Genomic DNA, 20087 nt, shown 5'->3' on the forward strand with positions numbered 1-20087 from the left:
TTTAACGATCTCAATTTATGACAATATTTCGACGTAGGTAATGAGTAAGTACAAACTTACTATGTGAAATATCAGGAGAAGATTCTTCTATTTGCTCGATTAATGTTGACGTTACCTGCGCGTCTAACCACTGAATTAACCGATCGCGCTCGGCTTGTAGATTGGGCGCTATCCTCCCGCACATCTCCATCATTCCCTTGCGATTAAACTCTTCTTGAGTTGGGGGATATATTTTAATTTGAGTTTGTAGTTGAATTATTTCTTCCAAAGTTAAACTTCGCGTCGGTTGCAGCAGACGATGAGTTTTAACAAATCTACGAACTACTTCATAATCTCCTACGTACATTTTCTGCGCTTCGATATCGCACAAAATAGCGTGAGTTGGATCTGACTCGTCGCTACCTAAATGGCATTCTTGTAAGTAAGCTACGATTGTCAAGTGACAAGTAAAAGGCTCGAAAATACCGAAGTAACTAAAGGTATCTGTTTGCCAACCGTCGAATCATGTTGCTTTGTTGCCGCAATAGTAAATACTGAAGTAATGAGTGTTTTGAGGAACTCCTACCATCTGGGGTAGCATGGGAGGTAGAGGAGTAGGAATGAGGGTAAATTCATCCGATTGTAGTAGTGCTTTAATTTTAGCTAGTGCTAGTTCTTGAATTTGCTCGTCGCTCAAACCTTCGCTGCTTGCGATAGTAATTGAAAAGCAGAAACACACATCGTGCAATTCAAATCTGTGTTCGATTTAGGGATTTAATATTTGCTGTGTCATTAAGAATGGCTCTCTTACTTATAGTTACGTGCGAATGAGTTTTCGTTCTAAATTATTACTCATTTGTTTCACTGTCTCGCTTGCTTTTTGAGGTTGTGTTTGTCGATTGATACGGGCAATCTCAATTATTGCGCTCGATCGTGGCTTAATCTGACTCTCGATCGATATGCCAACCATAATCTATGTAATTATTAGCCCACTCTCTAGTTTGTTCGTCTAACCAAGTTTCTTGTTCTTCTCTAGTAAAACTATTCCATTCTTCTTTGATGAAATCAATATTTGGGTGAACTGTATCAGTTTGCTTAGACATCAATCCAATACTTAATATTAATTGATATTCCGTGTATGGAAGCTTTTCAGAGTTCATGCTACTCATGCTACTAGCTCCAATTTGTTAGCTATCTAACATTGACAATGACTCTCAGACCTAATTAAAATTTCAACTCGGTTTCTACTTTCACGACGATATCTTCGTAGCAGCCGGGATAGGTTTTCTTTGACTTTCTCAACTCAGAGTCAAGTTCGAGCCAGTCCACGATCGACTCACTTCTGTTGCGTTGCTCTAGGAGTTTTTGATGAACTCGATCGCGAGTGCGTTCCAACTCACAAGCTACCTGCCAATCGCCTTGAGAAAGTGCGGTAATATGCTGGTCGTGCAGTGAATAAACTTTCAGTTCTAGCTCGGCATGATATCGTTGTGAAATCTCAAATCTTAAAATATCGTACTTGTTCATCCTGATTAGCGGCTTCTACCATTTCGTCAATAACTTAGATTAAATAGAGTGTATGGAATGCATATGCTTATTCCCAAAGTGATAGCTGTTTGCTGGCAACTTCGCTTTCATGTTCCCGTATTAGAGCATCGTATGCAAGAGTAAAGGCAACTATTACATCATTCCACCAAATCGGAGGAGGGGCAATATCGCTCATTTCTTCTACATAAGCACTAATCCGATCGCAACCAGCTAGAAAATTAGAACAGCAATCAAAAGCAAGAATATTTAATTGCTGCTTAGCTCGCCTTTTTATACTCGGACGTGCTGTTTTCCAAAAAATACTATTCTTAAGGACGTGATATGCTTGTGCTAGGTCTAAAGCAAAACGCAAGTATTTTTTACTTTCAGCAATCAGAGGGTGATCGATTTCGAGGCGATCGTATCCAACTTTTAACGAACAATAGGTGGCTTGCATACTGATCATTCGTAAAAAGACTGCATGAACTTGACTTGCTGTTGAGTCCAACATCCGTCGCTGAGACTCATTTCAAACCAACAAATTAGAATATCCTGAATGTTAGAATGAGAACGGATGTAATCCATCTCTCTAAGAGTAAAATCACGAGGATATTCGTCACAAGCTCGATAGATATCATCCTCTGTAGTTGAACGATTATTCATGGCTTTCTCTCTATTGAAAATCAAAGTTTGCTAAAAACTGCTACCAACTTGATTTGACAATTTTATGCTTGGAAATTTGCGCTTTTGCCCAGCTTAAAACAAGCGCGACCGCCGTTGTTGAACGCTTTTAGGCGACAATTAGGCAACAGTCTATAGCTTTGAGAAGATTAATTTGGCATTACAGACAAATCGTCGCTCTTTAATAACTAAACTTGTATATCCTTACTATTCTCAAGTAAGGATTTAACCCATGACAGCGGTTCTTCGCCTACAGCTATTGTTTCGCTGCAAGCTGAATTCTGCCGATACCACATCTGGTCTTCCTCTTGAGCGATTAACTCTAGTATCTGCCAGTCGTAATCGCCGTAAAGTTCTATTCCTTGAAATTCGTGAAAGATCGGCGTGCGGAAGAGCGAGGGTAAATCTTCCCAACAGGAATATTGAACGCGCTCGATAATTGGTTTGTGAACGTCTAGTATTAGCTTGACTTGGCAGCAAGCACAAGCTCGATAGGAGTATCCATCTTGCTTTACAGACTTGTGACCTGTAACATAACCATTCTCATCTAAACTATCGCGATCGCTCCACAAGTATTCGTAGTCGAATTGAGTCTCGCCGTCTTCACAAACATACGCACCTTTACACCAAGTCCACTTGTACAGAGTGGCGATCAATCCCTCCTGCCACTGCCATTCTTGAGCTTTAGCTTCGCTCAATTCGGCTGCAATCCGCTGTCTGATTCGAGCGTCTTCTGCTTTAATAGCAGTTGCTTGCTCCAGATATTGCAGCCACCGTTCTGCTTGCTCTCGTTCGTTCTTCAGCCTAAGTACCTCTTCTCGATTGCGGCGTTCTTCCTCCTCTTGCTGCCGTCTTTTGGCTTGCTCTTTTGACCTATGAGTTTCTTCTTGCAGTTTTTGACGATTTTCCTCTACCTGCTGCTGCCAGTTATGGAGGAATAAAAGTAGAGCTTCTATCTCAGTTTTAACTTTAATCCGCGCACAATAACCTGAGTCTACGTGCAAAAACTCTTGGCTTTTCCGACGTTTGTGGCTTTCGGTCGTTGCTAAATCTGGATAGCGAATTCTCCACCAGGAATTGACTTTATGGATGGCGATCGCGTGATGCTCCTCTAGTTCGTCCGTCAGGAAAAACTCCGCGTAAGCTACAACATTATTATGTAGCTGGGAAGTAGTAGTTTCGCATTCGGTTTTAAATTCAATTCCCAGTTCCGACTGAATCTCTACATCAAAAACAGTATTAAACTTTTCCTCAAATTCTATCAAGGCTTTTTGTTCTAGAGTTGCTATCTCCTGCTGCTGACGCAGCAATTCTTGTTCTGTAGCGCGGTCGCGCTGTTGTTCGAGCGACTGAATGCGTGTTTGTAACTTTGTGGAAATCATGATATCTCCTAATGCGGTTCTGACATTATGCAAGCTTCAATTTCGTTCTACACAGGAGAGCAAAACTGGTCAGATGTGTCCTGTTAAGAATGAAAAAAGTAAAAAGGCATACATAACGGTTAGTAAACTGCCGTTTGCAGCACATGAAAGGATAACAACGGGATTTGTAAAGCCGACTGCCAAACCTGCTGTGAATGATAGGATGACACCCACAGCCGGATATATTACCGAAGGTGCGTATCTTCTCAAACTATAAATGCCATATAACCGCGTTCGGTAGCCATTGATAAATTGCAATAAAGCAAGGAAACTCATATGTGCTACAGCTATAGAAGCACCTGCTAAGAGACAACCCGCAACGATCGAGAATATTTTGTTTGTAACGCCATACAACAATCCCAAACAAGGGAATAAAAGTGAGGAACGCATTGCCATAATAATTTGTAGCTAAACAAACAATATGAGGTGGCTACAAAAGTCGAAAATTAGTATGGAATTGAGAGCGATCGCGCTACCATTTAACTGAAGAAAACGAATTCCTACCAATTTTGTGAAAAATTTTGTAAAATCTATTCTTCAATCTACTGAGGCAAGCAATAAAGGTACTTGAGATTGAATTAATAACTTTGTCGATGGTAATTCCATATCAACTAATTTTCTCATGCGATCTACTACTTGCCTGTGACTGTTAACAGAATTACAAGCAGGTAGATGAGGCGGCAGAACGTCAATTAAAAGTTCTAGCATTAAAAGCGTAATGTACAAGACACCAATTAGACCGATTGTAAAAGTTAGAAAAACTTGAATCATCTGAGAGTCCTCAACTTAGATAACATGAGGCGATTGCTGTTCTACAATAAAATTTTTTTGAAGAAGTCGGTCTTTAACTTTTGTAGAGGTCTAGCTTATAACTTCTTAACTTCTTATTGAATTATAAAGCAAGTTTGACGTAAAAGCAAGGCAAAAAACTAAGAAAATTGCCGAATATTAGAATTAAAAGCGCTATCAACCAAATCTTTTCCTATTTTATCGACACAAGCACGACAGAACATAAAGTATCCCTGTTTGGAGTTACCGATACAGGCAATTGCTTTTTAACCGCAGAAGCCTGTTTCATAACCATGACACAAATCGTCTGATTCTGGCTGCCACATACCAATGCTTTGCTTTCGCTCTTTGATGATGAACTGATACGTTGAAACATAGTCAATAGATACGCCAGATTTTCTATCTAAAAGTTTTATATGGTAATTGTTAATACTCGCTCTTGCTGGACAAGTGAAGAAGAAAATGATGAAGATGAACCTTACGAACAGTACGAGCAAAGTTTTCAAGTAGTGGTGTATGAGGAAGAAGGAAAGCTTAAAATTAATAAAGGTTACTTTGGGAGAGTAGATTAAAACGGTACTAACTCACTCCCCACATACTCCACCGTTTTCTCATGCCCCACTTTTGCTGCTTCCCAAGTGGAGTATTTAGCATGAACTTTTCTGCTTTCCTTACCCCAATCGTCAATAATAGCTGTTGCAAATAAATAGTCTACTCCTACAAAAGTTGTAGTAATGATGTAGCGTCCTATCTTTGTAGAATTGACTACGCTATTAAAATGATTGTCTGCTGAATCCCACGCATCGCGATCGCATTCTACAGGATTATTGTTTTCGTCTAAGCGATAGTATTTAGTCATTTAGTCCCCTTGAGCAGAATCTTTTCAAGTTCTTGCAACATCTTTTCTATATTAGCTATGCCTTGATTTATTTGCTGTTCCGATATTTTATCTTTTGTAAAGGTATGGATTTACTAAAGCCATACCTTTCTCCAATACTTACTACCAGGGTTTTTATTTCTTTACATTGGTTTCTTTAATTTTTTAACTCATTCAGTCTAGTTAAATCTTCCAGGGTTATGGGACGATTGATTAACTCCCTAAGTTGAGGTAGCATATCGGGGAATTTCTCTTGGCAGTGCCACATAGCACTCTGGAGCCACCAGGCTCTTTTGACCGTGCTTAACTCGTCCATTGCTCGAATAGTAGCTTTGTACAATCCAAAAGCTTTGTTGCATGAATCGATAAAAGTCAATTTGTTCCCCTGCTCAAGCCGTAACTAAATCTCTACTTTGTGACTATCGGGCTTGCCATGCTGAATCATGCGGTTGAGCGCCGCACATTGGAGGAATAACTCTACCGCCTGATTGTCAAAAGTCCGTCGCCGCAACTTGCCACCGAAGATAGTTTTGAGACGAAACATCGTGGTTTCAGCTAGCGAACGACGATGGTAGCCACTGTTGCGCTTCCAACGTTTACGTCCACTTGAGCGAATCCGACGTAAATTCTCGTCTCGTGGATGTGGTTTCTGCTTGCTGTTGCCATGCTGCCAGATCCGAGCATTGCGACGAGGGGGAATTGCAGCTGTGGCTTCTCGTTGGTCAATGGCATCATAGCAGTCCGCAGTATCATAGGCTCCATCAGCAGATACTTGCGCAATTTCTTCGACGATGTTGTCAAGCAGCTGGGGTAACACTTCGCCGTCGGCGACATTATTGCTGCTGACCGTAGCTGCCAGGATCTCCCCCGTGGCTTCATCCACTCCTAAATGCAACTTCCGCCAAGTCCGCCGCTTACTGACTCCGTGTTGACGCACTTTCCACTCTCCCTCTCCATAGACTTTCACTCCGGTAGAATCAACTACCACATGCACCGCTTTGGTTTTGGGTACCACAGGTAGTTCCACCGCCAATTTCCTCAGTCGGCGCGATAACGTAGAGTGGTCTGGCACTGCTAAATCAATCCCCATGAGGGTAAACAGTGATTCCAAAAAGCCTTCTGTCTGTCGTCCCGCCAGATGAAACAGTGATTGAATCGTACCCATTGTCGCAATTGCTACCTCACTATAATGATTGGAAGCGCCTCTGCGCCCAGTTTTTTGCTCGTTGTGCCACTGCTGAATCACTGCTTCATCCACCCAGAAGGTAATGCTGCCTCGTTGTTTGAGTGCTGCGTCATACGCATTCCAATTACGAATCCGGTAGCTTTCCTTGGCTTTTGTCTTCATCGTTGACTGAGTTGAGACGGCATACTCAAAATTTACTCATTTCTCCTTATTTGTGCAACAAAGCCCAATCCAAATCTTGTTTTATAGTTCGTAGGGTTACGCATTACATACTTCTCTAGTGCCGAAAGAATAATCGCGAGAGTATTTAATTGACTTCTCCCCCTGTTAGAAACAGGGGGAGAAGTCAAACTGCACAGAGCTGAGACCGCCCGCCTCTTGGAGATCGCTCGCGTTGTAATTCCTCCTGTAAGATTGTTCGATTTTTCCTCGACCATAATGATAGAGGGCAGCAATACCAAGCAATTAATAATTCATTTATTTGAAAGTTTTGACGCAGAACTTCTCGTTCGCCTGTCGTAAAACCCCTACCTGTGGTGATATAAGAGATCGCACACAAACTACTAGCAATGTTCCAGCTAGTCCAGGGAACGTGAGAACACATGAGTTCAAATCTTACTTGCACAATAGCGGCGTTAAATTCAGTGCTATTTCCCAGGCAATCGAGCGCCTCTAAAATATCAATTAAAACTAGCAGAATTTCCCGCCGCCTCGGATTTTTCTCTAACAGTTCGATTGCCCGAGAGCGATCGCCTTTGTTAAGCCATGCAATGATTGCATGGCTTTCGGTATTAGTAAGAAATCGATTCAAAACACAAATTTTTTCTGGCATGGCAGAGTTGTGTAATAGAAAAATTCAGAAGTCCCCCATTTTGGGGATTTGAAGGCATTGTTGCATGGATAGGAAGAGATTGGTACATTGATTCTATCTGTGCCATTCCTTCGATTATGAAGACAAAAGCCAAATCCAACTATAGGGTGCGTAACTGGGGCATAGTATGATGCTGGACTGAAGCAACGAGGCAGCATTAGCTTCTGGGTAAGCGAGGAAATGATTGAGCAATGGCGCAACGAGCAGAAGACTGGTCGAAAGGGAGCATCCAACTACTACAGCGACGTAGCGATTGCCACTTCGGGGTACGATTCAATCATTGTTTCATCTAGCTGGACGGCAAACAGAGGGCTTTTTGGAGTCGTTGTTTATGGTGATGGGAATTGAGTTGGCAGTGCCCGACCATAGCACGTTATCTCGACGATGCGCGGAAATTGCAGGTGAGTCTGCCGGTGATTCCCAAAACAGGAGCAGTACACGTAGTAGTGGACTCGACTAGGGTAAAAGTGTATGGTGAGGGAGAGTGGAAAGTCCGCGCTCCCTGGAGTTGGCAAGCGACGACAGGAGCGGAAGTTGCATTTGGGAGTGGATGAAGCAACGGGGGAGATTCTCGCGGCAGTAGTCAGCACCAATGATGTCGCCGATTGCGAGGCACTGCCTGAGATTCTTGATGGGATTGAACAAGAGATTGAGCAAGTGTCTGGAGATGGTGGCTATGACACCCTAGATTGTTACGATGCAATTACTGCGCGAGGAGCGGTATCGACGATTCCCCCTCGGCGCAATGGGAAAATTCAACAACATGGTAACCGTCAAGCCCCGCCTCATCCACGCGATGAAAATTTGCGACGGATTCGTAAAGTCGGGCGCAAGCGGTGGAAACAGGAGAGCGGTTATCATCGGCGTTCGTTGTCCGAAACCACGATGTTCCGGCTCAAATCTATCTTTGGCGGGCGTTTGCGGCGGCGAGGATTTGACAATCAAGCCGTGGAATTGTTCCTGCAATGTGCAGCGCTCAATCGCATGATTCAGCAATGCTCGCCAGATAGTTACAAAGTAGAAGGCTAATCACCACATGATTAAAGGTGAGGTGTGACTTTCTCTTATTCATGCAACAAAGTCGGATTTGAAACTCAAATCAGAGGAGCATTAATGGCATCTATCGCTTCAATCAACAGCCTTGCCGACTGCCGCGCATCGCACAAAGGGTTATGCCGTGGTAATTCATTCTCAAGTCGATTAAACTCCCCAATCGGATTTTCCCCTGCTGTTAGCAATACCGAAGCAACATCAATAAATGGATAGGGAGCATCGTGAGCGCGATCGCTGTATTCAGCCTCAGCCAAGCATTCCGAGACGAAGTTATATTCAACAGGATAAGGGCAATCGGCACACATTATCGCCCCCTGCTCCTTCCACTTCACCCAAGCCTTCCAGAAGCGATCGCGTAATTCGGGAAATCGATCGCAAGTAGAACCATTGAGGGCTGGTAAAACATTTTCGACTGTCCATTTTATGTCGTCGGAAAACGGGTCAAAATCTGCTGAATCTTTAGACCAATTGTGAAACTTCGCAAAACTGGAACAAGCTTCGTAACCACTTTCCAGTTCTCGTCCCGTTTCGTCCACGACAACGTAACCGTAGGCAAATACAATGCCGTGCAAGCCCAAAGACTCAACATCAAATACAAAATATTTTTGCATCTTCTTTTTCTTTTTATGAAATCGTGAGCGCGATCGCGCTTGCTGCTGTATGCTCGCGGTTGAGGGCTAAAGTAGCTACCCGGATCGTTGATGAAGGTTGCACCAGATTTAGAACGGCGGATCGTAATGTCGCAGTCTAGAAGTAGTAGTTTTTGTTTGCTGAGTTCGTCGGGTATCCACTGCCAAAAGTTTTCCGCTTCATATGGCGTACCATCGGGATACGTCCATCCTTGAGGCGGCACGTCCATAGGTGCGATTATTCCTTGGTAAGAATCAATCTCTAAAGTTGCATACGCACCTACAGTCCGAAGTACTTGCCAAACTGGAGGTAGGATGGGAGATCGATCTCCCATCCATCGAGTTGTTCTAGTGTTTCCCACGTTAGGTAAAATCGCCAGTTACCAACTGTCTTGGTTGAGTTGCCGTTTCCGATCTTAAAGAAACGATCGTTTTTTGGGAGCAGAGAAAGATATTCGGTGCATAACTGTCAAGCTTGAATCGGAAAATGTTTGAACTACCCGTGCCGATATTATACGCCAAGCAATAGGACTGCTAGGAGGCAACCCCCAGAAAACACCAGCCACGCCAAAAACAAACTCATCGCAATCTTAATATCGTTGGTTCCGTCCACATTACCCCTAACTGCAAGAGCTATAAAGATGCCAAAACAAATCAAAGCTGCAATAATAGAGAGATAAATTGCCAAAGATTGCATAATACTCATTATGTTTCTTCCGTGGGCGAGAGAAGAATTAGCCAAATCAATGCAAGTCCACCAAACGTTCCCGCTGCTGCAAACGCTACATTTTTATATGAAGCTAACGAGCCGAGTTTAGGAAAGCTGGGAATATCTACTTTCTCCATTCCAAATCTATCGTTGCGTGTCAAACTGTTGCGAACATTCTGTAAAACTATCTGCCGATCGGCAAGTGGTAGATCGCTTGCATTTACTTGTCTTAGCGTTTCCTGTACCCCCAGCAAATTTTGATACCATCTCGCCAGGGTAGGATTGGATTGGCGATCCCGAACGCTGTCTTTCAGGATGGAATGCGTCGAGATTTGCGATACCACGGCACTTAGGTCAGATTGAGCGAGTGCCGTGGTCGATGCATGGGCAGCGTTTTGCAGGTGTTCTTGAATGTCCGCTCGAAGAGCCTCGTCAGCGATTTTGTTGTCGATCCAAATGTAGAATAACGTACAAGTGGAGATGAAAAATCCTGCTACGAGCGTTAGTGAAACGAACAGGTGAAGCCCGCTGTGCGCTTTGTCTTTAGAACTTTGAGCGGGCGAGTCCGAGTTAGGATCGAGCATGGGAACTCCTACGTGTTTTAATCCCTCTTTAATCACTTCTGAGCGATAAGAAAATCAATCGAAAAATAGTTGAAGCGATCGCGTTGCAATAATTGAACCCTCTCCGACCTCAAAGTGCGGAGATTCACGCCACATCCACTTTTGACTTTTTGCCCGATGCGGCTATCTGGTCAACGATTAGTGGCTCGTTGGAGACTCGCTCTAAGGGTGAATCAGGCATCCTGCTTTCAGACGCGCCTACGGAAAGTGCGAGTTAAATGGCGTTGCCATGCCTCCAACAAGATAGGGCGGTAAACCGAACTAATAAGTCGTGAAAACCGGATAAATAGGTAGAGTCGAATGTTGAAAGAGTACGAGATTCAGTGCTACCGCTCGTGCGATGCCGTAGGCGGAATGCTAAGTCGCAACCATCGGGTCAATCTAACGATTGTTATGCAGTCGTCAGTTGTTGATAAAGCTGTTCGGCAGCTTGGACTACGGTGAGATTCGCATCAAATAGCTGCTGGCAATCCCATTGAACGCACCCCATCTAGAATCGCCAGATTTAGATGGGGATTCTTGCGCTAAGCAGCCGTCACAAGACTTCTTAACGTTCCCAGAGTTACTGGCGTTCTCAGTGTGTCGTGGGAACATTTGCCCTCGAACACTCTAGAAAAATGTTTGTCCCCGATAATTATGTTGTACCAGTACCTAGCTCCAATGTTGTAGCTAGCGTTGAGGTCGGCATTGTAATTTTTACCTGTAGTGAAGCGCAAAAGAGAATAATTCATCTGGCTACGCTTGACCTTGCCACTACCATCAAAAGCATAAGCACTGGTGTATTTTGGATTCACGGCTTGAACTACACCGCCTATTTCGTTCCATCTATCTGTAAGCAGTTCAACAATTTTTCGATGACACCACAAGTGGAATTTTTGTTTGAGTAAGCTACCCCTTCTACCAGCTTTTGCTTTCCAGCCAGACAGATTTTCTAATACAATTACCTTGACACTGTGCGTTTTAGCAAAGTCAATAATCTTTCTAGCAACAGTGCGGGCAATCTCCAGATTGATATTGGAGGACTTGCGGTAGATGCCTCGGCAAAAACCTCTTGGTAGCTTCTGGGTGGTGATACGTTGAGTCTGCTGGGACTTTTTAGCGATCATCATTCGGCGTTGGTTGCGACGGTCTATGTCTCTTGACGGGTTGATAAACTGCCTCGCCTTTACAGTACCGTCACGTCCAACTATTGAACAAGTTGCCGCATTGTTAATTCCGAGATCTACACTAGCTACATAGTCGCGTTCTTGTCGCTCTATCTTACCAATTGCAATCGGCATTGAGAGTTGACACCTATTGCGATTAACAACTAGTGTAGGTGATTGCATTTTGTTATTTACTGTTAAATGTCTCCTACCTCCATGACTTTTTACTTGAATTGAGTTAGTCCATACCCAATCAGAACCATTCCAGATTTTGAGATCTACCGTGCAGTAATTAGCTCCATATTTAACTTGTTGACCTTTGTAAAGTGTAGGGTAGGTATTGCACGTTGCACTCAAGCGCGGCGGTCTGGCATCCCGACGTTTTCGCTCTCCCGATTGCCACTGATAATAACGAGTCTGAAAACTGGAGACTATCCCAAGAGCATCAGCGATAGCAGCACGTCTCAAATAACTAGGAAATTTCCGAAAAGATGGGTATTTATTGATGACTTTTTGATAATATTTATGTTTTGGGTTGGGGTTAGTTGCCGTAGCGTGAATCATTTTCTCCACAACGTTCACCCGTTCCTTCGCTGGCAGCGAAGCTAAGTTTACCCATTGAGCATTGATAATTAAAACTAGCGGTTTGAGATACTGGCGATACTCGTCAATTGTCAAGAGTAGTTGATATTTTTGTGTAGGCGTGGCTAATAAACTCCAAACATCAGTTCTAATCAGATCTTGATTTAGCCTTTTCTTAGTCTTCTTTCTAGTTTTGTGTTTGCCCATTTACTCAAACTCGATAATTGACTAAGTTCATCACATTATACACCAAAATGCTTAAAATTTGCGTAGATTTAGGCATCTAAAATAGATAGAGGATTAGAGCTTTGTATTAGTTTCGCTTACCCTACCTGAATGAAAAATTACAGATAGGGACTGCGCTCAACATTTCTGTTCAAACAGGGAAAGATCTTGTGGCGTTCCGTCATCGTTCAAGCGTTGGCTCAAGGCGCAATCAACATCAGCACACCAGTCGTAGTACTCGGAATCGACATAGGATTGCAGCGCAGTTTCGAGTGCCGTAATGTAGGGAGAAATGTCAATCTGTTGCTTTGAGGCACGAACGAGATCTCGCGCTCTAGTTAATAACTCAGCCGAGTCAAGCAGTTCTTGGCTAATTAGAATTGGATTGTCGGGGGTGAAAATATCCATAAGCTTTGACGGAAGGGGCGATATTTTTTTCACTGAAAGCGGGTGCGTCAATCCCAAAGCTCAACTACAACGAACGAGTGGCTTTTTCCAGGTTTTTATCAGTTTTAGGTGAGCTACTATCAGGCGTTAAAAATTCTTTCAATCGAGCGGTTCGTCTAGCTGAATGCATCTATCTAAACTAGTTGAGGCACTTTTCAAATAGGAAATTGCTCGTTCAATTTGTGGCTGGTAGTCTAGTTTCTGTAGTTGGGCAATCGCCGATTGAATGCAATTGTAAGTATTGGGAAGGTGAAAAGACTCAAGCTCTCGTTTAGAGACAATATTTATCATTTTGGGGAAGTTTATCTACTAGTACAGTTAATTTTCAACTCAGACTTCTGCTAACTTCAATCCATCTCTCAATCTCGATAGCTGCCAATTTTGATAAGGAGTGAAGTCGAGCTGGTTCAGATTTTTGATGGGCAATCTTCTGCCTCTTGCGACTCCGAGATCGAAGGCAGCTAAGTCAGTGCTGCTAAATCTAAATTTAGGTGGATAAATTAGCAGCGAAACTAATTTGAAGAGCCAGATATGCCATCGCTTCGTACTTAAATCGTTGCCCATTGTAAAACCGATGACATAAGCTTCGTCAGTAGCAGCAAATCCCCGTCCTAAAAGGAGGTGCAAGTAATCGTGTTGTCGCAGATGAATATTCCCAGGGAGAGGCAAGGGACTGTCGGGGTTTTCTACAAGCCAAACGACAAAAGGGATCTCAGCGGGGCAATCTCCAACTATGAGGTTGTAGGCTTGTGCTAAAGTCATCTGGGCTAAACTTTGGGGCAAATCGCCATGAAGCGCGACCAATGGTTGTCGGTCGCTCGTTTGAGTTTGAATCATGAGCATTCAGCTTGGATTAAAGCAGCAAAGTCAGAACTAGAAAATTCTTTGCGTTCTGGTCAAACCAACTCTAAAATAATTGTAGGTACTTGCGGTTCTACAGGGTAGGGAAACTGCTGCCAACTGCACCCATAGCAAATTCTAGAGCAGGAATCAAGCGAAAACCAAAATATTTCATCTATGTTTCAAGTTGACTTTAAAAGTTAGCCGAGTGCTGGCGGCGCGAGTGCTTCGAGTGCAAAATTTCATACTCCACCGCAAAGTCGGTAATCAGCTTGGCGTTGCGTAATTCTTCGAGTTGGTAAGCTGAGTTATTGATGGCTTGAGCGATCGTTGCAGTGGCTGCATCCGAGCCGCGAAAACAGAATCTTAGAGTGATTTGGGCGCTCGGTTGCAACTGGGCGATTTGTTGACGCTGTTGCAACAACTCGATTTCTCGGCTCAATTCATCGAGAATTGGTAGTGCTGCTTCAACTGCTCTAGCTGCATCGGTCAACTTCAACTGGACGACAATCGTTCTGTGCGGGGGTGGAGTGCTGCGTCGCATGGATAGATCTCCCAAGGAGAAGCGCCACCGAGGATGGTGGTAGCGCGTGACTTGTCGGCGCTGTTTCACTTATTCGTTACTCCTAAGCGTTGTCGTAGTGCGAGCGCCCTTTTGGAGGGCTTGATGATTGCAGTGCGCTCGTTCGCCAAAAACGTTGTTGACGTAGCTGGCAATTTGTTGCAAGCACTCTTGCGGCTCGTCTTCAGATAGGCGATCGCATAGTAAAGTAAAAGCAGCTATTAGCCTTTTGGTTCGGTTGAGACGGTCTGACTTATCTCCGTGTTGCTGAGATAAAAAACGCGCGGACTCAAAAATGACATCGGTTTTGGTCAGCATGACTTTTCGATGAGATAGTATTGCAATTGAAACAGCCTGGATGTGTTTGCACCCAGGCTTTAGAGCCAAGAAATTATTGTTCTGTCGTTACTTTCGGCTAAGCAGCAAATGCACTCATCACCAATTGCCGCTGCTGTCGCCGTAACTCTTCTGCTGCGATGTATTTCTGTGCTATTCGTTCCCCTTCTTCGTAGCTGATTGCCTTTTCCATCAAGCAGCGCTCGCCAATCCAAACTTGATACAAGTCCCATCGAGGATCGTGAACTACCTGCCACTCGACTGCTTTGGGGACTGGGGCTGGTGGTTGGGAAGATGCTTTAATGCTGTTGTAGCCGTCCAGATATCCCTGAGAATAGGGACAGCTTGCTTCTTGACACATGGGTGGTATACGAGCCGCTGCGTCGTGTTTCCCGTGGGTGCTGCCGCTGTTATATTCAGCAATTGCCTCCCAGTCGGGTTGGGATTGATGAGTAACGGAGTCACTAGCTAATCCTGCTAGCTGTCGTGGTTCTATGTTTTCTGATGCGGCTGATTTTGGCTGTTGTGGCTCTACTATGGCTTGAGGCTCTACTACCCATTCTTCGGAGTACGAAGCAGCGGATACGGGTTTGACTAGTAGCCGGACTTGTCCATCGGCTAAAACTTCTCTTTCCACCACCTGCATAACTGGCGTGAAAGGGGCGCGGATTTCGTCTCCTACTTGGGCTTGTGCAGTTGGCTTGTCCCAGATTTGGGGAGTGCGGACTTGTGAAGTTGATTGTGCTTGAGTTAACATTTGATTACCTAGTGATAGGAACCAAAGCCTGAGCGCGATCGCCCTGAGAAAGTTGAGCGCGCTCGGGCTTTGTTGTTTTTGGAATTCAGTCAATTCCCGACAACAAATTATTTCTTCATCTGCCCTTCGCACAACTGGCGTTGACCATTACGGTAGGGTCTGTCCACCAGGGTATCGCTCCCTTTTCTCACAGGTCATCCACTTTCAAAAGTGGGGTGGGCGGTATTTCGGCAGTTCCGCGCTCTGCTGCTCTGTTGTCTATATCCTTTATAGTAGTACCCCTATCAGTAGTAGTCAATAGCTTTCTTCCGTCTTTTCTATTAGTCTTAGTAATACTACTGTTAGTTAACTATTACCAAAGATAATACTAATTACAGCTAGACAACTTACAAGGGTACTACTTATGATAGGAGTGAAGGCTTGAGGATATGCCAGTGAAAGTTCTGCTTCAGGAGGTTAGGAAATCTCGCGGATTCTCCCAAAATGACCTAGCTCGTATGATTCGGATGTCTCCTCAAAATATTCAAAAAATTGAACAGGGAGATGCCAAATCTGTAACTTTTGTGACTTTAGGACGATTGTGTAAAGCTTTGAGCTGTCAACCAGGTGACTTATTAATTTATGAAGACGATGCCGATTGGAACGACGAATGCGAAGGGATGACTCAATCAAAGGAATTTAACACGGGTAGAGATGCGATCGAAGATCGCCCTTCTCAACAACGTCGGCAATCACGCTCCGCAATTGTCATTGTTTCTGAATTGCCAGAATCTGCCTAAGCTATGGCTATCTTTTGCTGCAATCAATTCCCTATTTGTCATCGACTCCAAATAATTTTCAGTCCTGACAGTCGCACTGTTTTTACAATCGATCGCACTACCTAAACGAAAGTTAAGAAATCGACCCCCTTTAGTATCAATGTTCCAGTTTAATCACTAGGGGGGTACTGCGATCCAAACTATTTATTGTTGGGATACAACAATGACTAACGTGATAGTTATCGAGCGTGATGGCACTTTAGTTGTTGACTCGCGCTTAATCGCCGATAGGTTAGCAATTGCTCATAAGAATTTGTTAGCAACTCTTGATAAGTATAAGCAACGCACCGAGTCAGCATTTGGAGAAATCGCGTTTGAAACGCGAAAATCAGAACGGGGTAAGCCGGAACGATTGGCTTGGCTCACGGAGGAGCAAGCAACATTTTTAATGACTCTCAGCCGCAATACTGACAAAGTAGTGCAGTGCAAGCTTGAATTAGTAGAAGCCTTTGCTAAAGCCAAAAGAGTTATTGAACAAGTCATTCCGGCTCAATCCAATCGGATTCGCGAACTTGAACTCGAACTAGAGCTAGCCCGTGCCAGAGATAGTGCTGCTCGCTCTGAAGACGCTGCGGCACAAAGTCAACAGCGACTACTAGCAGTGAGTCAAGCAATTGCCACCCTGCACGGTTCGGGGATGGTAGCGTTGATTCTAGGTAAGCCGGATGCAGTTGTAGAACGAGTCACCCAAGTGGAAAAAACAATCCTCTGCAACGAGCGCGGTCAACCAATCAAAAGCTATACAGGGCTTTCAAAAACAAGGCTCGCGAAACGCTACGGAATGAAGAAAGCATCTGATGTCGTGATTTGGCTCGAATCCATCGGCAAAGCAGATTTACTCCAAAGTGGACTAACTGCTGCTCCTTGCCAGTATTTACCGCTGGAATATCTATCAGAACTGGATCGACTTTGGACAATGAAACAGGGACACAGACAGCGGCTGCTAGGGGAGTAAACGGATGAATCTCGCGCTATGTGCAGCTTAATATCTGTGGCAAACCGGACGCGCTCAAATCTGTGATTATGAGAGGGGAATCCGAGCCACCTCTTTTATTAAACAATGCCTACCAATTGCAATCGTCTATCAGAAATCGTCCCAACTTCCAACAACAAATCTTCTACAAGTCGATCGATGCTTGTTGTCAACTTCCAACCGTCAAGCTACGCCAGCTAGTGCCTGCTTGACTTTGCTTTCATAGTAGGGGTGAATCCAGGAAAGGTCTTCAATTGAGAAATTCAACAATCGAATCGCCTCTACCAATGTTTCTGCAACAGATGGCTCGTTCGCAGTGACACAGATTTGGGTTCCCAAACTGGGGGAGTTTTTGTGACGGACTAGGGTAACGGGACGATTAGACGGTAGGGACAGTATGGAAAACGCTAGATAGTCTAAATCGTCAAATCCATTGCGAAATGTCAAAGACTTTTGCTCGATCAGTTCTTCAGGTTCCGAACGAATCACGGCTATGGGCGTTGTTGCATTCGTTGCTCGATCGAGGTCTACTACTTGGGATTGAGTTGGAGTCGGATTCATGGTTGACGATTTTCGACACTCAACACCCTAAGTATAGCCAATTCTTCGCCATTTTCATTGACGCGGACTTCCACACCAGATTGCGAAATACTCCAGTAGGCATAACCAGGAGGTGTGGAAGGATCTGGTTCAATATCGGTTGTAAATTCGATTCCTCTAGCATTCGCTGGCAGCTTACCTACGTATGCCTTCACCTTCGGTATGTTGCTACCCCTTGCAGGTCTACCCCAAATCTCTTGACTGGCTTCCTGATACTTGGCAATTTCTGGAGTTTGGGTTGGAGATTCGATGCGATGATAAGTAGCCGGATGAGCCAAAAGCCTTTGAATATTCTAGAAGCTTACTGTTTTGTACGGGCGCAATCGCTTTAGGTATCAATTACGAAGCTTTAACTTCGTCCAAAATCTCTTTCCTAAACAATAGTTCAATATACTCAGAGCGAGTCACGTTCATTTCTGAAGCAAGTCTATCGATTTGCTCCACCAGTGACGGCGTGAGCATGATATTAAATCTTTTTTTGGACTCGCCCCACTTTCCAGGTGATGCGTACTTATCTCTAGACATTGCCCTATAGCCATATACATACATACATTCAACTTAAATCTACACTATTTCTGGCTAAATGTCATACATAGTTACTTGACCACATACACACGTATGCACTAGAATAAGTCTAGTCAAAAGCGATCGCGTCCCCGACCAAAGTTCTGCGATCGCTCAACCCCTTCAAAACTGGAGTCAAGAATATAATGACACAAACCCACGGGCGCGCTCGTATCCTACCGCTAGTAACTTGCCCCCAGGTGAGCGCCCAGAAGTTAGTTGGACACAGATACTTCGTCGAGTTGGTGTCCAAGCAAATTGAAATACAAGACTCGCGCCCTGTCCCAGTTAGCGCCCAAGAAATTGATGTATTGGTAGCAGAGCCGACACAGAATGCGATAGAGCAACTATTAGCAGCGAGTGGCTTCTTGGAGTCATGGCAAGTTGTCTCCTACTTCTTACTGGATGCTCTGGAAGCTCCGTTCTAGTCAAAAAACGTCGAGGCGGACGGGTACTTTTCTTGTCCGCTGCTCAATTTCGGAGAAAATTTGTCATGCATTCAACCACAGCCACGAATGGTAGGAAATCCTCAGCAAAAGGTGGAAAGGGTGAATCAATTGTTGCGGGAGTCATGAGTCATGTCTAAACTCCTTAGCAATCAGTCTACGCCGATTCCTAAAACTTTAGCTGACCAAATTGTTTCGTTGTTTGAGACTAGAAAAGAATATCGCCTCAAGGGGTACGCTGTTAATTGCGCGGCAATGGTGCAGCAGATCCATTACTACATTTGTCAAGAATTCGGTTCCATCCCCCATCAAGTCAAAGAAACACTCGTTGACGGTAGGCGCTGGATCTACAAATCCTACTCTTCGTGGCAAGAAACATTTTCCTGGCTCTCCGATTATGCTTTTCGCAAAGTGCGCTCGCTGCTGGTAGATCTGGGGTTAATCGAAGTCAGTCAATTGGGTTTAAGACAATCGGGAAGAGATCGCACTTGTTGGTATACCGTCAACTACAACCACCCGTTCCTACAACAATTGCTTTCAACGGATGCAACTGTATCCAGTTCGACAACTCCATCCGTTGACTGTCAACGAATACCAGAAACAACTAACAATACTACTGGCAATATTTTCTCTAACAAAGAGAGCGAACCAAAAAAACAAGAAGCAGTAGTAACCGCAGAATCTTCTGATACAAGTATTGCCAAACCAGATATTCCTCGCCCCAAACCTAAGATCTCGCTTTGTGACAAATCTTCCGAAGCGGGCGGTGTCCGAATGGATTCGGACACATTAGCCGCGTCCGCCGCGCGAGCGACCGAGCCGTGGGAAGTTGCCCCTCTCCAACCATACCCCTACTTCTTGCAGTGGCGAGCACTGCATTACAAGAACCAAGGAGGACACTGGGCTGATTCTCCCCAGTCCAACGCCTATGCTGAGTTCTACAAAAATCGCTTCAAGACAGCAATACTGTGGCAGGAGTTTTTACAGTTCTACAACCTGGCGCTAGATAATGCCTTAGCGTTAGAGGCGGCAGGGATAGAAGTCAGGTTGCCTTCATGTTTGAGCGAAGTCCCAAGCACTAGCCCAGAAGAAGTGACTCAAAAAGCAAAAACTTTATCGAACCATCCGCAGCGACCGAGAGCGGAGATTGCACCAGTTCCCGACTTTAGCGCTCGTTTGAGTGCTTTAGTGCGGCAGCGAACTCTACCGCCAACACCAAAAAAACAGCAATTAACCGACTCGTTGCAGATGTATTTGGAGTGGTTGCACGGGCAAGAACCAGTTTTGGTGGAAGAGGCAAGGAAGAAATTGACGCGCCTGGTGATGGAACGCTCTGATCTGCTTGCCGATTGGGACGAGCGGGGGCGATTGATTGATATTGAGATTGTTGAAGATTGATTCGGGTTATTGGAGATCGCAAAGCTGCACCAAAGACGAGCAATAAGGG

30 protein-coding genes and 1 pseudogene are annotated in these 20087 nt (G+C 44.4%); 6 read left to right on the forward strand and 25 right to left on the reverse strand.

Annotation, left to right across the window (positions count from 1 at the left end):
* Positions 1–10 precede the first annotated feature (10 nt).
* The 9 genes from N4J56_RS35815 to N4J56_RS35855 form a co-directional block, all read right to left on the reverse strand.
* Complete coding sequence (locus tag N4J56_RS35815) at positions 11–439, reverse strand: hypothetical protein (protein ID WP_317111540.1); 429 nt, start codon at positions 437–439, stop codon at positions 11–13.
* Between the two features lie 63 nt (positions 440–502).
* Entirely contained in the window at positions 503–676 is a 174-nt protein-coding gene (locus N4J56_RS35820) for a hypothetical protein (RefSeq protein WP_317111542.1), read from the reverse strand.
* Between the two features lie 241 nt (positions 677–917).
* A complete protein-coding gene (locus N4J56_RS35825; RefSeq protein ID WP_317111544.1) occupies positions 918–1082 on the reverse strand; it encodes a hypothetical protein in 165 nt (54 codons plus the stop codon).
* Between the two features lie 121 nt (positions 1083–1203).
* The gene (locus N4J56_RS35830; RefSeq protein WP_317111546.1) at positions 1204–1506 is read right to left on the reverse strand and encodes a hypothetical protein; all 303 of its coding nucleotides are present in this window, start codon (positions 1504–1506) and stop codon (positions 1204–1206) included.
* Positions 1507–1573: 67 nt separating this feature from the next.
* Complete coding sequence (locus N4J56_RS35835) at positions 1574–1963, reverse strand: hypothetical protein (protein ID WP_317111547.1); 390 nt, start codon at positions 1961–1963, stop codon at positions 1574–1576.
* A gap of 5 nt (positions 1964–1968) precedes the next feature.
* A complete protein-coding gene (locus tag N4J56_RS35840; RefSeq protein WP_317111548.1) occupies positions 1969–2169 on the reverse strand; it encodes a hypothetical protein in 201 nt (66 codons plus the stop codon).
* Positions 2170–2375: 206 nt separating this feature from the next.
* Complete coding sequence (locus tag N4J56_RS35845) at positions 2376–3569, reverse strand: hypothetical protein (RefSeq protein WP_317111550.1); 1194 nt, start codon at positions 3567–3569, stop codon at positions 2376–2378.
* A gap of 69 nt (positions 3570–3638) precedes the next feature.
* Complete coding sequence (locus tag N4J56_RS35850; protein ID WP_317111552.1) at positions 3639–4004, reverse strand: hypothetical protein; 366 nt, start codon at positions 4002–4004, stop codon at positions 3639–3641.
* A 141-nt stretch (positions 4005–4145) separates the two neighbouring features.
* Complete coding sequence (locus N4J56_RS35855; protein ID WP_317111554.1) at positions 4146–4379, reverse strand: hypothetical protein; 234 nt, start codon at positions 4377–4379, stop codon at positions 4146–4148.
* A gap of 434 nt (positions 4380–4813) precedes the next feature.
* On the opposite strand from N4J56_RS35855, the gene N4J56_RS35860 reads away from it, so the two are divergent.
* On the forward strand, positions 4814–4969 hold the full coding sequence (locus N4J56_RS35860) for a hypothetical protein (protein ID WP_317111556.1): 156 nt from the start codon (positions 4814–4816) through the stop codon (positions 4967–4969).
* Here the strand turns inward: N4J56_RS35860 and N4J56_RS35865 are convergent.
* From N4J56_RS35865 to N4J56_RS35875, 3 genes are all read right to left on the reverse strand, one after another.
* Positions 4966–5256, reverse strand: coding sequence for a hypothetical protein (locus N4J56_RS35865; protein ID WP_317111558.1), 291 nt, complete (start codon positions 5254–5256; stop codon positions 4966–4968). The genes N4J56_RS35860 and N4J56_RS35865 overlap by 4 nt on opposite strands.
* 418 nt (positions 5257–5674) lie before the next feature.
* Positions 5675–6622, reverse strand: a complete 948-nt coding sequence (locus N4J56_RS35870) for an IS5 family transposase (protein WP_317109281.1) — start codon at positions 6620–6622, stop codon at positions 5675–5677.
* A gap of 184 nt (positions 6623–6806) precedes the next feature.
* Positions 6807–7292, reverse strand: coding sequence for a hypothetical protein (locus tag N4J56_RS35875; protein ID WP_317111560.1), 486 nt, complete (start codon positions 7290–7292; stop codon positions 6807–6809).
* A gap of 116 nt (positions 7293–7408) precedes the next feature.
* Here N4J56_RS35875 and N4J56_RS35880 point away from each other — a divergent pair.
* Positions 7409–8360 (forward strand): annotated as a pseudogene (locus N4J56_RS35880) (IS5 family transposase).
* A 65-nt stretch (positions 8361–8425) separates the two neighbouring features.
* On the opposite strand, the gene N4J56_RS35885 reads toward N4J56_RS35880, so the two are convergent.
* The 10 genes from N4J56_RS35885 to N4J56_RS35930 all read right to left on the reverse strand — a co-directional run bounded on the left by N4J56_RS35885 (position 8426) and on the right by N4J56_RS35930 (position 15239).
* On the reverse strand, positions 8426–8995 hold the full coding sequence (locus N4J56_RS35885; protein WP_317111562.1) for a hypothetical protein: 570 nt from the start codon (positions 8993–8995) through the stop codon (positions 8426–8428).
* A gap of 529 nt (positions 8996–9524) precedes the next feature.
* Positions 9525–9719, reverse strand: a complete 195-nt coding sequence (locus tag N4J56_RS35890; protein WP_317111564.1) for a hypothetical protein — start codon at positions 9717–9719, stop codon at positions 9525–9527.
* Positions 9719–10306, reverse strand: a complete 588-nt coding sequence (locus N4J56_RS35895) for a hypothetical protein (protein ID WP_317111566.1) — start codon at positions 10304–10306, stop codon at positions 9719–9721. The genes N4J56_RS35890 and N4J56_RS35895 overlap by 1 nt, the downstream gene beginning before the upstream one ends.
* Before the next feature lie 563 nt (positions 10307–10869).
* Positions 10870–12279 (reverse strand): transposase, encoded by a 1410-nt coding sequence (locus N4J56_RS35900; RefSeq protein ID WP_317111568.1) that lies wholly within the window; start codon positions 12277–12279, stop codon positions 10870–10872.
* Positions 12280–12435: 156 nt separating this feature from the next.
* A complete protein-coding gene (locus tag N4J56_RS35905; RefSeq protein ID WP_317111570.1) occupies positions 12436–12705 on the reverse strand; it encodes a hypothetical protein in 270 nt (89 codons plus the stop codon).
* A 138-nt stretch (positions 12706–12843) separates the two neighbouring features.
* Positions 12844–13035, reverse strand: a complete 192-nt coding sequence (locus tag N4J56_RS35910) for a hypothetical protein (RefSeq protein ID WP_317111572.1) — start codon at positions 13033–13035, stop codon at positions 12844–12846.
* A 39-nt stretch (positions 13036–13074) separates the two neighbouring features.
* Positions 13075–13581, reverse strand: coding sequence for a hypothetical protein (locus N4J56_RS35915; protein WP_317111574.1), 507 nt, complete (start codon positions 13579–13581; stop codon positions 13075–13077).
* A gap of 196 nt (positions 13582–13777) precedes the next feature.
* Positions 13778–14197 (reverse strand): hypothetical protein, encoded by a 420-nt coding sequence (locus tag N4J56_RS35920; protein WP_317111576.1) that lies wholly within the window; start codon positions 14195–14197, stop codon positions 13778–13780.
* Complete coding sequence (locus tag N4J56_RS35925; protein WP_317111578.1) at positions 14198–14464, reverse strand: hypothetical protein; 267 nt, start codon at positions 14462–14464, stop codon at positions 14198–14200. It lies immediately after the preceding gene.
* Positions 14465–14561: 97 nt separating this feature from the next.
* Positions 14562–15239, reverse strand: coding sequence for a hypothetical protein (locus N4J56_RS35930; RefSeq protein WP_317111580.1), 678 nt, complete (start codon positions 15237–15239; stop codon positions 14562–14564).
* Between the two features lie 434 nt (positions 15240–15673).
* Here N4J56_RS35930 and N4J56_RS35935 point away from each other — a divergent pair, with 434 nt between their 5' ends.
* Both N4J56_RS35935 and N4J56_RS35940 read left to right on the forward strand, forming a co-directional pair.
* Positions 15674–16018, forward strand: coding sequence for a helix-turn-helix domain-containing protein (locus N4J56_RS35935; RefSeq protein ID WP_317111582.1), 345 nt, complete (start codon positions 15674–15676; stop codon positions 16016–16018).
* Between the two features lie 202 nt (positions 16019–16220).
* Positions 16221–17012: a Rha family transcriptional regulator gene (locus N4J56_RS35940; protein WP_317111584.1), complete on the forward strand. Its 792-nt coding sequence runs from the start codon at positions 16221–16223 to the stop codon at positions 17010–17012.
* A 201-nt stretch (positions 17013–17213) separates the two neighbouring features.
* Here the strand turns inward: N4J56_RS35940 and N4J56_RS35945 are convergent, their stop codons facing one another.
* The 3 genes from N4J56_RS35945 to N4J56_RS41590 form a co-directional block, all read right to left on the reverse strand.
* Positions 17214–17591 (reverse strand): hypothetical protein, encoded by a 378-nt coding sequence (locus tag N4J56_RS35945; protein WP_317111586.1) that lies wholly within the window; start codon positions 17589–17591, stop codon positions 17214–17216.
* Positions 17588–17908 (reverse strand): hypothetical protein, encoded by a 321-nt coding sequence (locus N4J56_RS35950; RefSeq protein WP_317111588.1) that lies wholly within the window; start codon positions 17906–17908, stop codon positions 17588–17590. The genes N4J56_RS35945 and N4J56_RS35950 overlap by 4 nt, the downstream gene beginning before the upstream one ends.
* Before the next feature lie 61 nt (positions 17909–17969).
* Positions 17970–18179, reverse strand: coding sequence for a ribbon-helix-helix protein, CopG family (locus N4J56_RS41590; protein WP_052289409.1), 210 nt, complete (start codon positions 18177–18179; stop codon positions 17970–17972).
* Positions 18180–18340: 161 nt separating this feature from the next.
* On the opposite strand from N4J56_RS41590, the gene N4J56_RS35955 reads away from it, so the two are divergent.
* Positions 18341–18622 carry a hypothetical protein gene (locus N4J56_RS35955; RefSeq protein WP_317111590.1) on the forward strand — a complete coding sequence of 94 codons (282 nt, stop codon included), beginning with the start codon at positions 18341–18343 and terminating at the stop codon, positions 18620–18622.
* Positions 18623–18772: 150 nt separating this feature from the next.
* Positions 18773–20038 carry a hypothetical protein gene (locus tag N4J56_RS35960; RefSeq protein WP_317111592.1) on the forward strand — a complete coding sequence of 422 codons (1266 nt, stop codon included), beginning with the start codon at positions 18773–18775 and terminating at the stop codon, positions 20036–20038.
* Positions 20039–20087 lie beyond the last annotated feature (49 nt).

The sequence above is a fragment of the Chroococcidiopsis sp. SAG 2025 genome, from assembly GCF_032860985.1.
GTDB lineage: Bacteria > Cyanobacteriota > Cyanobacteriia > Cyanobacteriales > Chroococcidiopsidaceae > Chroococcidiopsis.

Bases quoted from the DNA above. Each gene is read 5' to 3' on its own strand.
- N4J56_RS35825 (WP_317111544.1), bottom strand. From the start codon at position 1,082: ATGTCTAAGCAAACTGATACAGTTCACCCAAATATTGATTTCATCAAA.
- N4J56_RS35830 (WP_317111546.1), bottom strand. From the start codon at position 1,506: ATGAACAAGTACGATATTTTAAGATTTGAGATTTCACAACGATATCAT.
- N4J56_RS35835 (WP_317111547.1), bottom strand. From the start codon at position 1,963: ATGCAAGCCACCTATTGTTCGTTAAAAGTTGGATACGATCGCCTCGAA.
- N4J56_RS35840 (WP_317111548.1), bottom strand. From the start codon at position 2,169: ATGAATAATCGTTCAACTACAGAGGATGATATCTATCGAGCTTGTGAC.
- N4J56_RS35845 (WP_317111550.1), bottom strand. From the start codon at position 3,569: ATGATTTCCACAAAGTTACAAACACGCATTCAGTCGCTCGAACAACAG.
- N4J56_RS35850 (WP_317111552.1), bottom strand. From the start codon at position 4,004: ATGGCAATGCGTTCCTCACTTTTATTCCCTTGTTTGGGATTGTTGTAT.
- N4J56_RS35855 (WP_317111554.1), bottom strand. From the start codon at position 4,379: ATGATTCAAGTTTTTCTAACTTTTACAATCGGTCTAATTGGTGTCTTG.
- N4J56_RS35860 (WP_317111556.1), top strand. From the start codon at position 4,814: ATGGTAATTGTTAATACTCGCTCTTGCTGGACAAGTGAAGAAGAAAAT.
- N4J56_RS35865 (WP_317111558.1), bottom strand. From the start codon at position 5,256: ATGACTAAATACTATCGCTTAGACGAAAACAATAATCCTGTAGAATGC.
- N4J56_RS35870 (WP_317109281.1), bottom strand. From the start codon at position 6,622: ATGAAGACAAAAGCCAAGGAAAGCTACCGGATTCGTAATTGGAATGCG.
- N4J56_RS35875 (WP_317111560.1), bottom strand. From the start codon at position 7,292: ATGCCAGAAAAAATTTGTGTTTTGAATCGATTTCTTACTAATACCGAA.
- N4J56_RS35885 (WP_317111562.1), bottom strand. From the start codon at position 8,995: ATGCAAAAATATTTTGTATTTGATGTTGAGTCTTTGGGCTTGCACGGC.
- N4J56_RS35890 (WP_317111564.1), bottom strand. From the start codon at position 9,719: ATGAGTATTATGCAATCTTTGGCAATTTATCTCTCTATTATTGCAGCT.
- N4J56_RS35895 (WP_317111566.1), bottom strand. From the start codon at position 10,306: ATGCTCGATCCTAACTCGGACTCGCCCGCTCAAAGTTCTAAAGACAAA.
- N4J56_RS35900 (WP_317111568.1), bottom strand. From the start codon at position 12,279: ATGGGCAAACACAAAACTAGAAAGAAGACTAAGAAAAGGCTAAATCAA.
- N4J56_RS35905 (WP_317111570.1), bottom strand. From the start codon at position 12,705: ATGGATATTTTCACCCCCGACAATCCAATTCTAATTAGCCAAGAACTG.
- N4J56_RS35910 (WP_317111572.1), bottom strand. From the start codon at position 13,035: ATGATAAATATTGTCTCTAAACGAGAGCTTGAGTCTTTTCACCTTCCC.
- N4J56_RS35915 (WP_317111574.1), bottom strand. From the start codon at position 13,581: ATGATTCAAACTCAAACGAGCGACCGACAACCATTGGTCGCGCTTCAT.
- N4J56_RS35925 (WP_317111578.1), bottom strand. From the start codon at position 14,464: ATGCTGACCAAAACCGATGTCATTTTTGAGTCCGCGCGTTTTTTATCT.
- N4J56_RS35930 (WP_317111580.1), bottom strand. From the start codon at position 15,239: ATGTTAACTCAAGCACAATCAACTTCACAAGTCCGCACTCCCCAAATC.
- N4J56_RS35940 (WP_317111584.1), top strand. From the start codon at position 16,221: ATGACTAACGTGATAGTTATCGAGCGTGATGGCACTTTAGTTGTTGAC.
- N4J56_RS35945 (WP_317111586.1), bottom strand. From the start codon at position 17,591: ATGAATCCGACTCCAACTCAATCCCAAGTAGTAGACCTCGATCGAGCA.
- N4J56_RS41590 (WP_052289409.1), bottom strand. From the start codon at position 18,179: ATGTATGTATATGGCTATAGGGCAATGTCTAGAGATAAGTACGCATCA.
- N4J56_RS35955 (WP_317111590.1), top strand. From the start codon at position 18,341: ATGACACAAACCCACGGGCGCGCTCGTATCCTACCGCTAGTAACTTGC.
- N4J56_RS35960 (WP_317111592.1), top strand. From the start codon at position 18,773: ATGTCTAAACTCCTTAGCAATCAGTCTACGCCGATTCCTAAAACTTTA.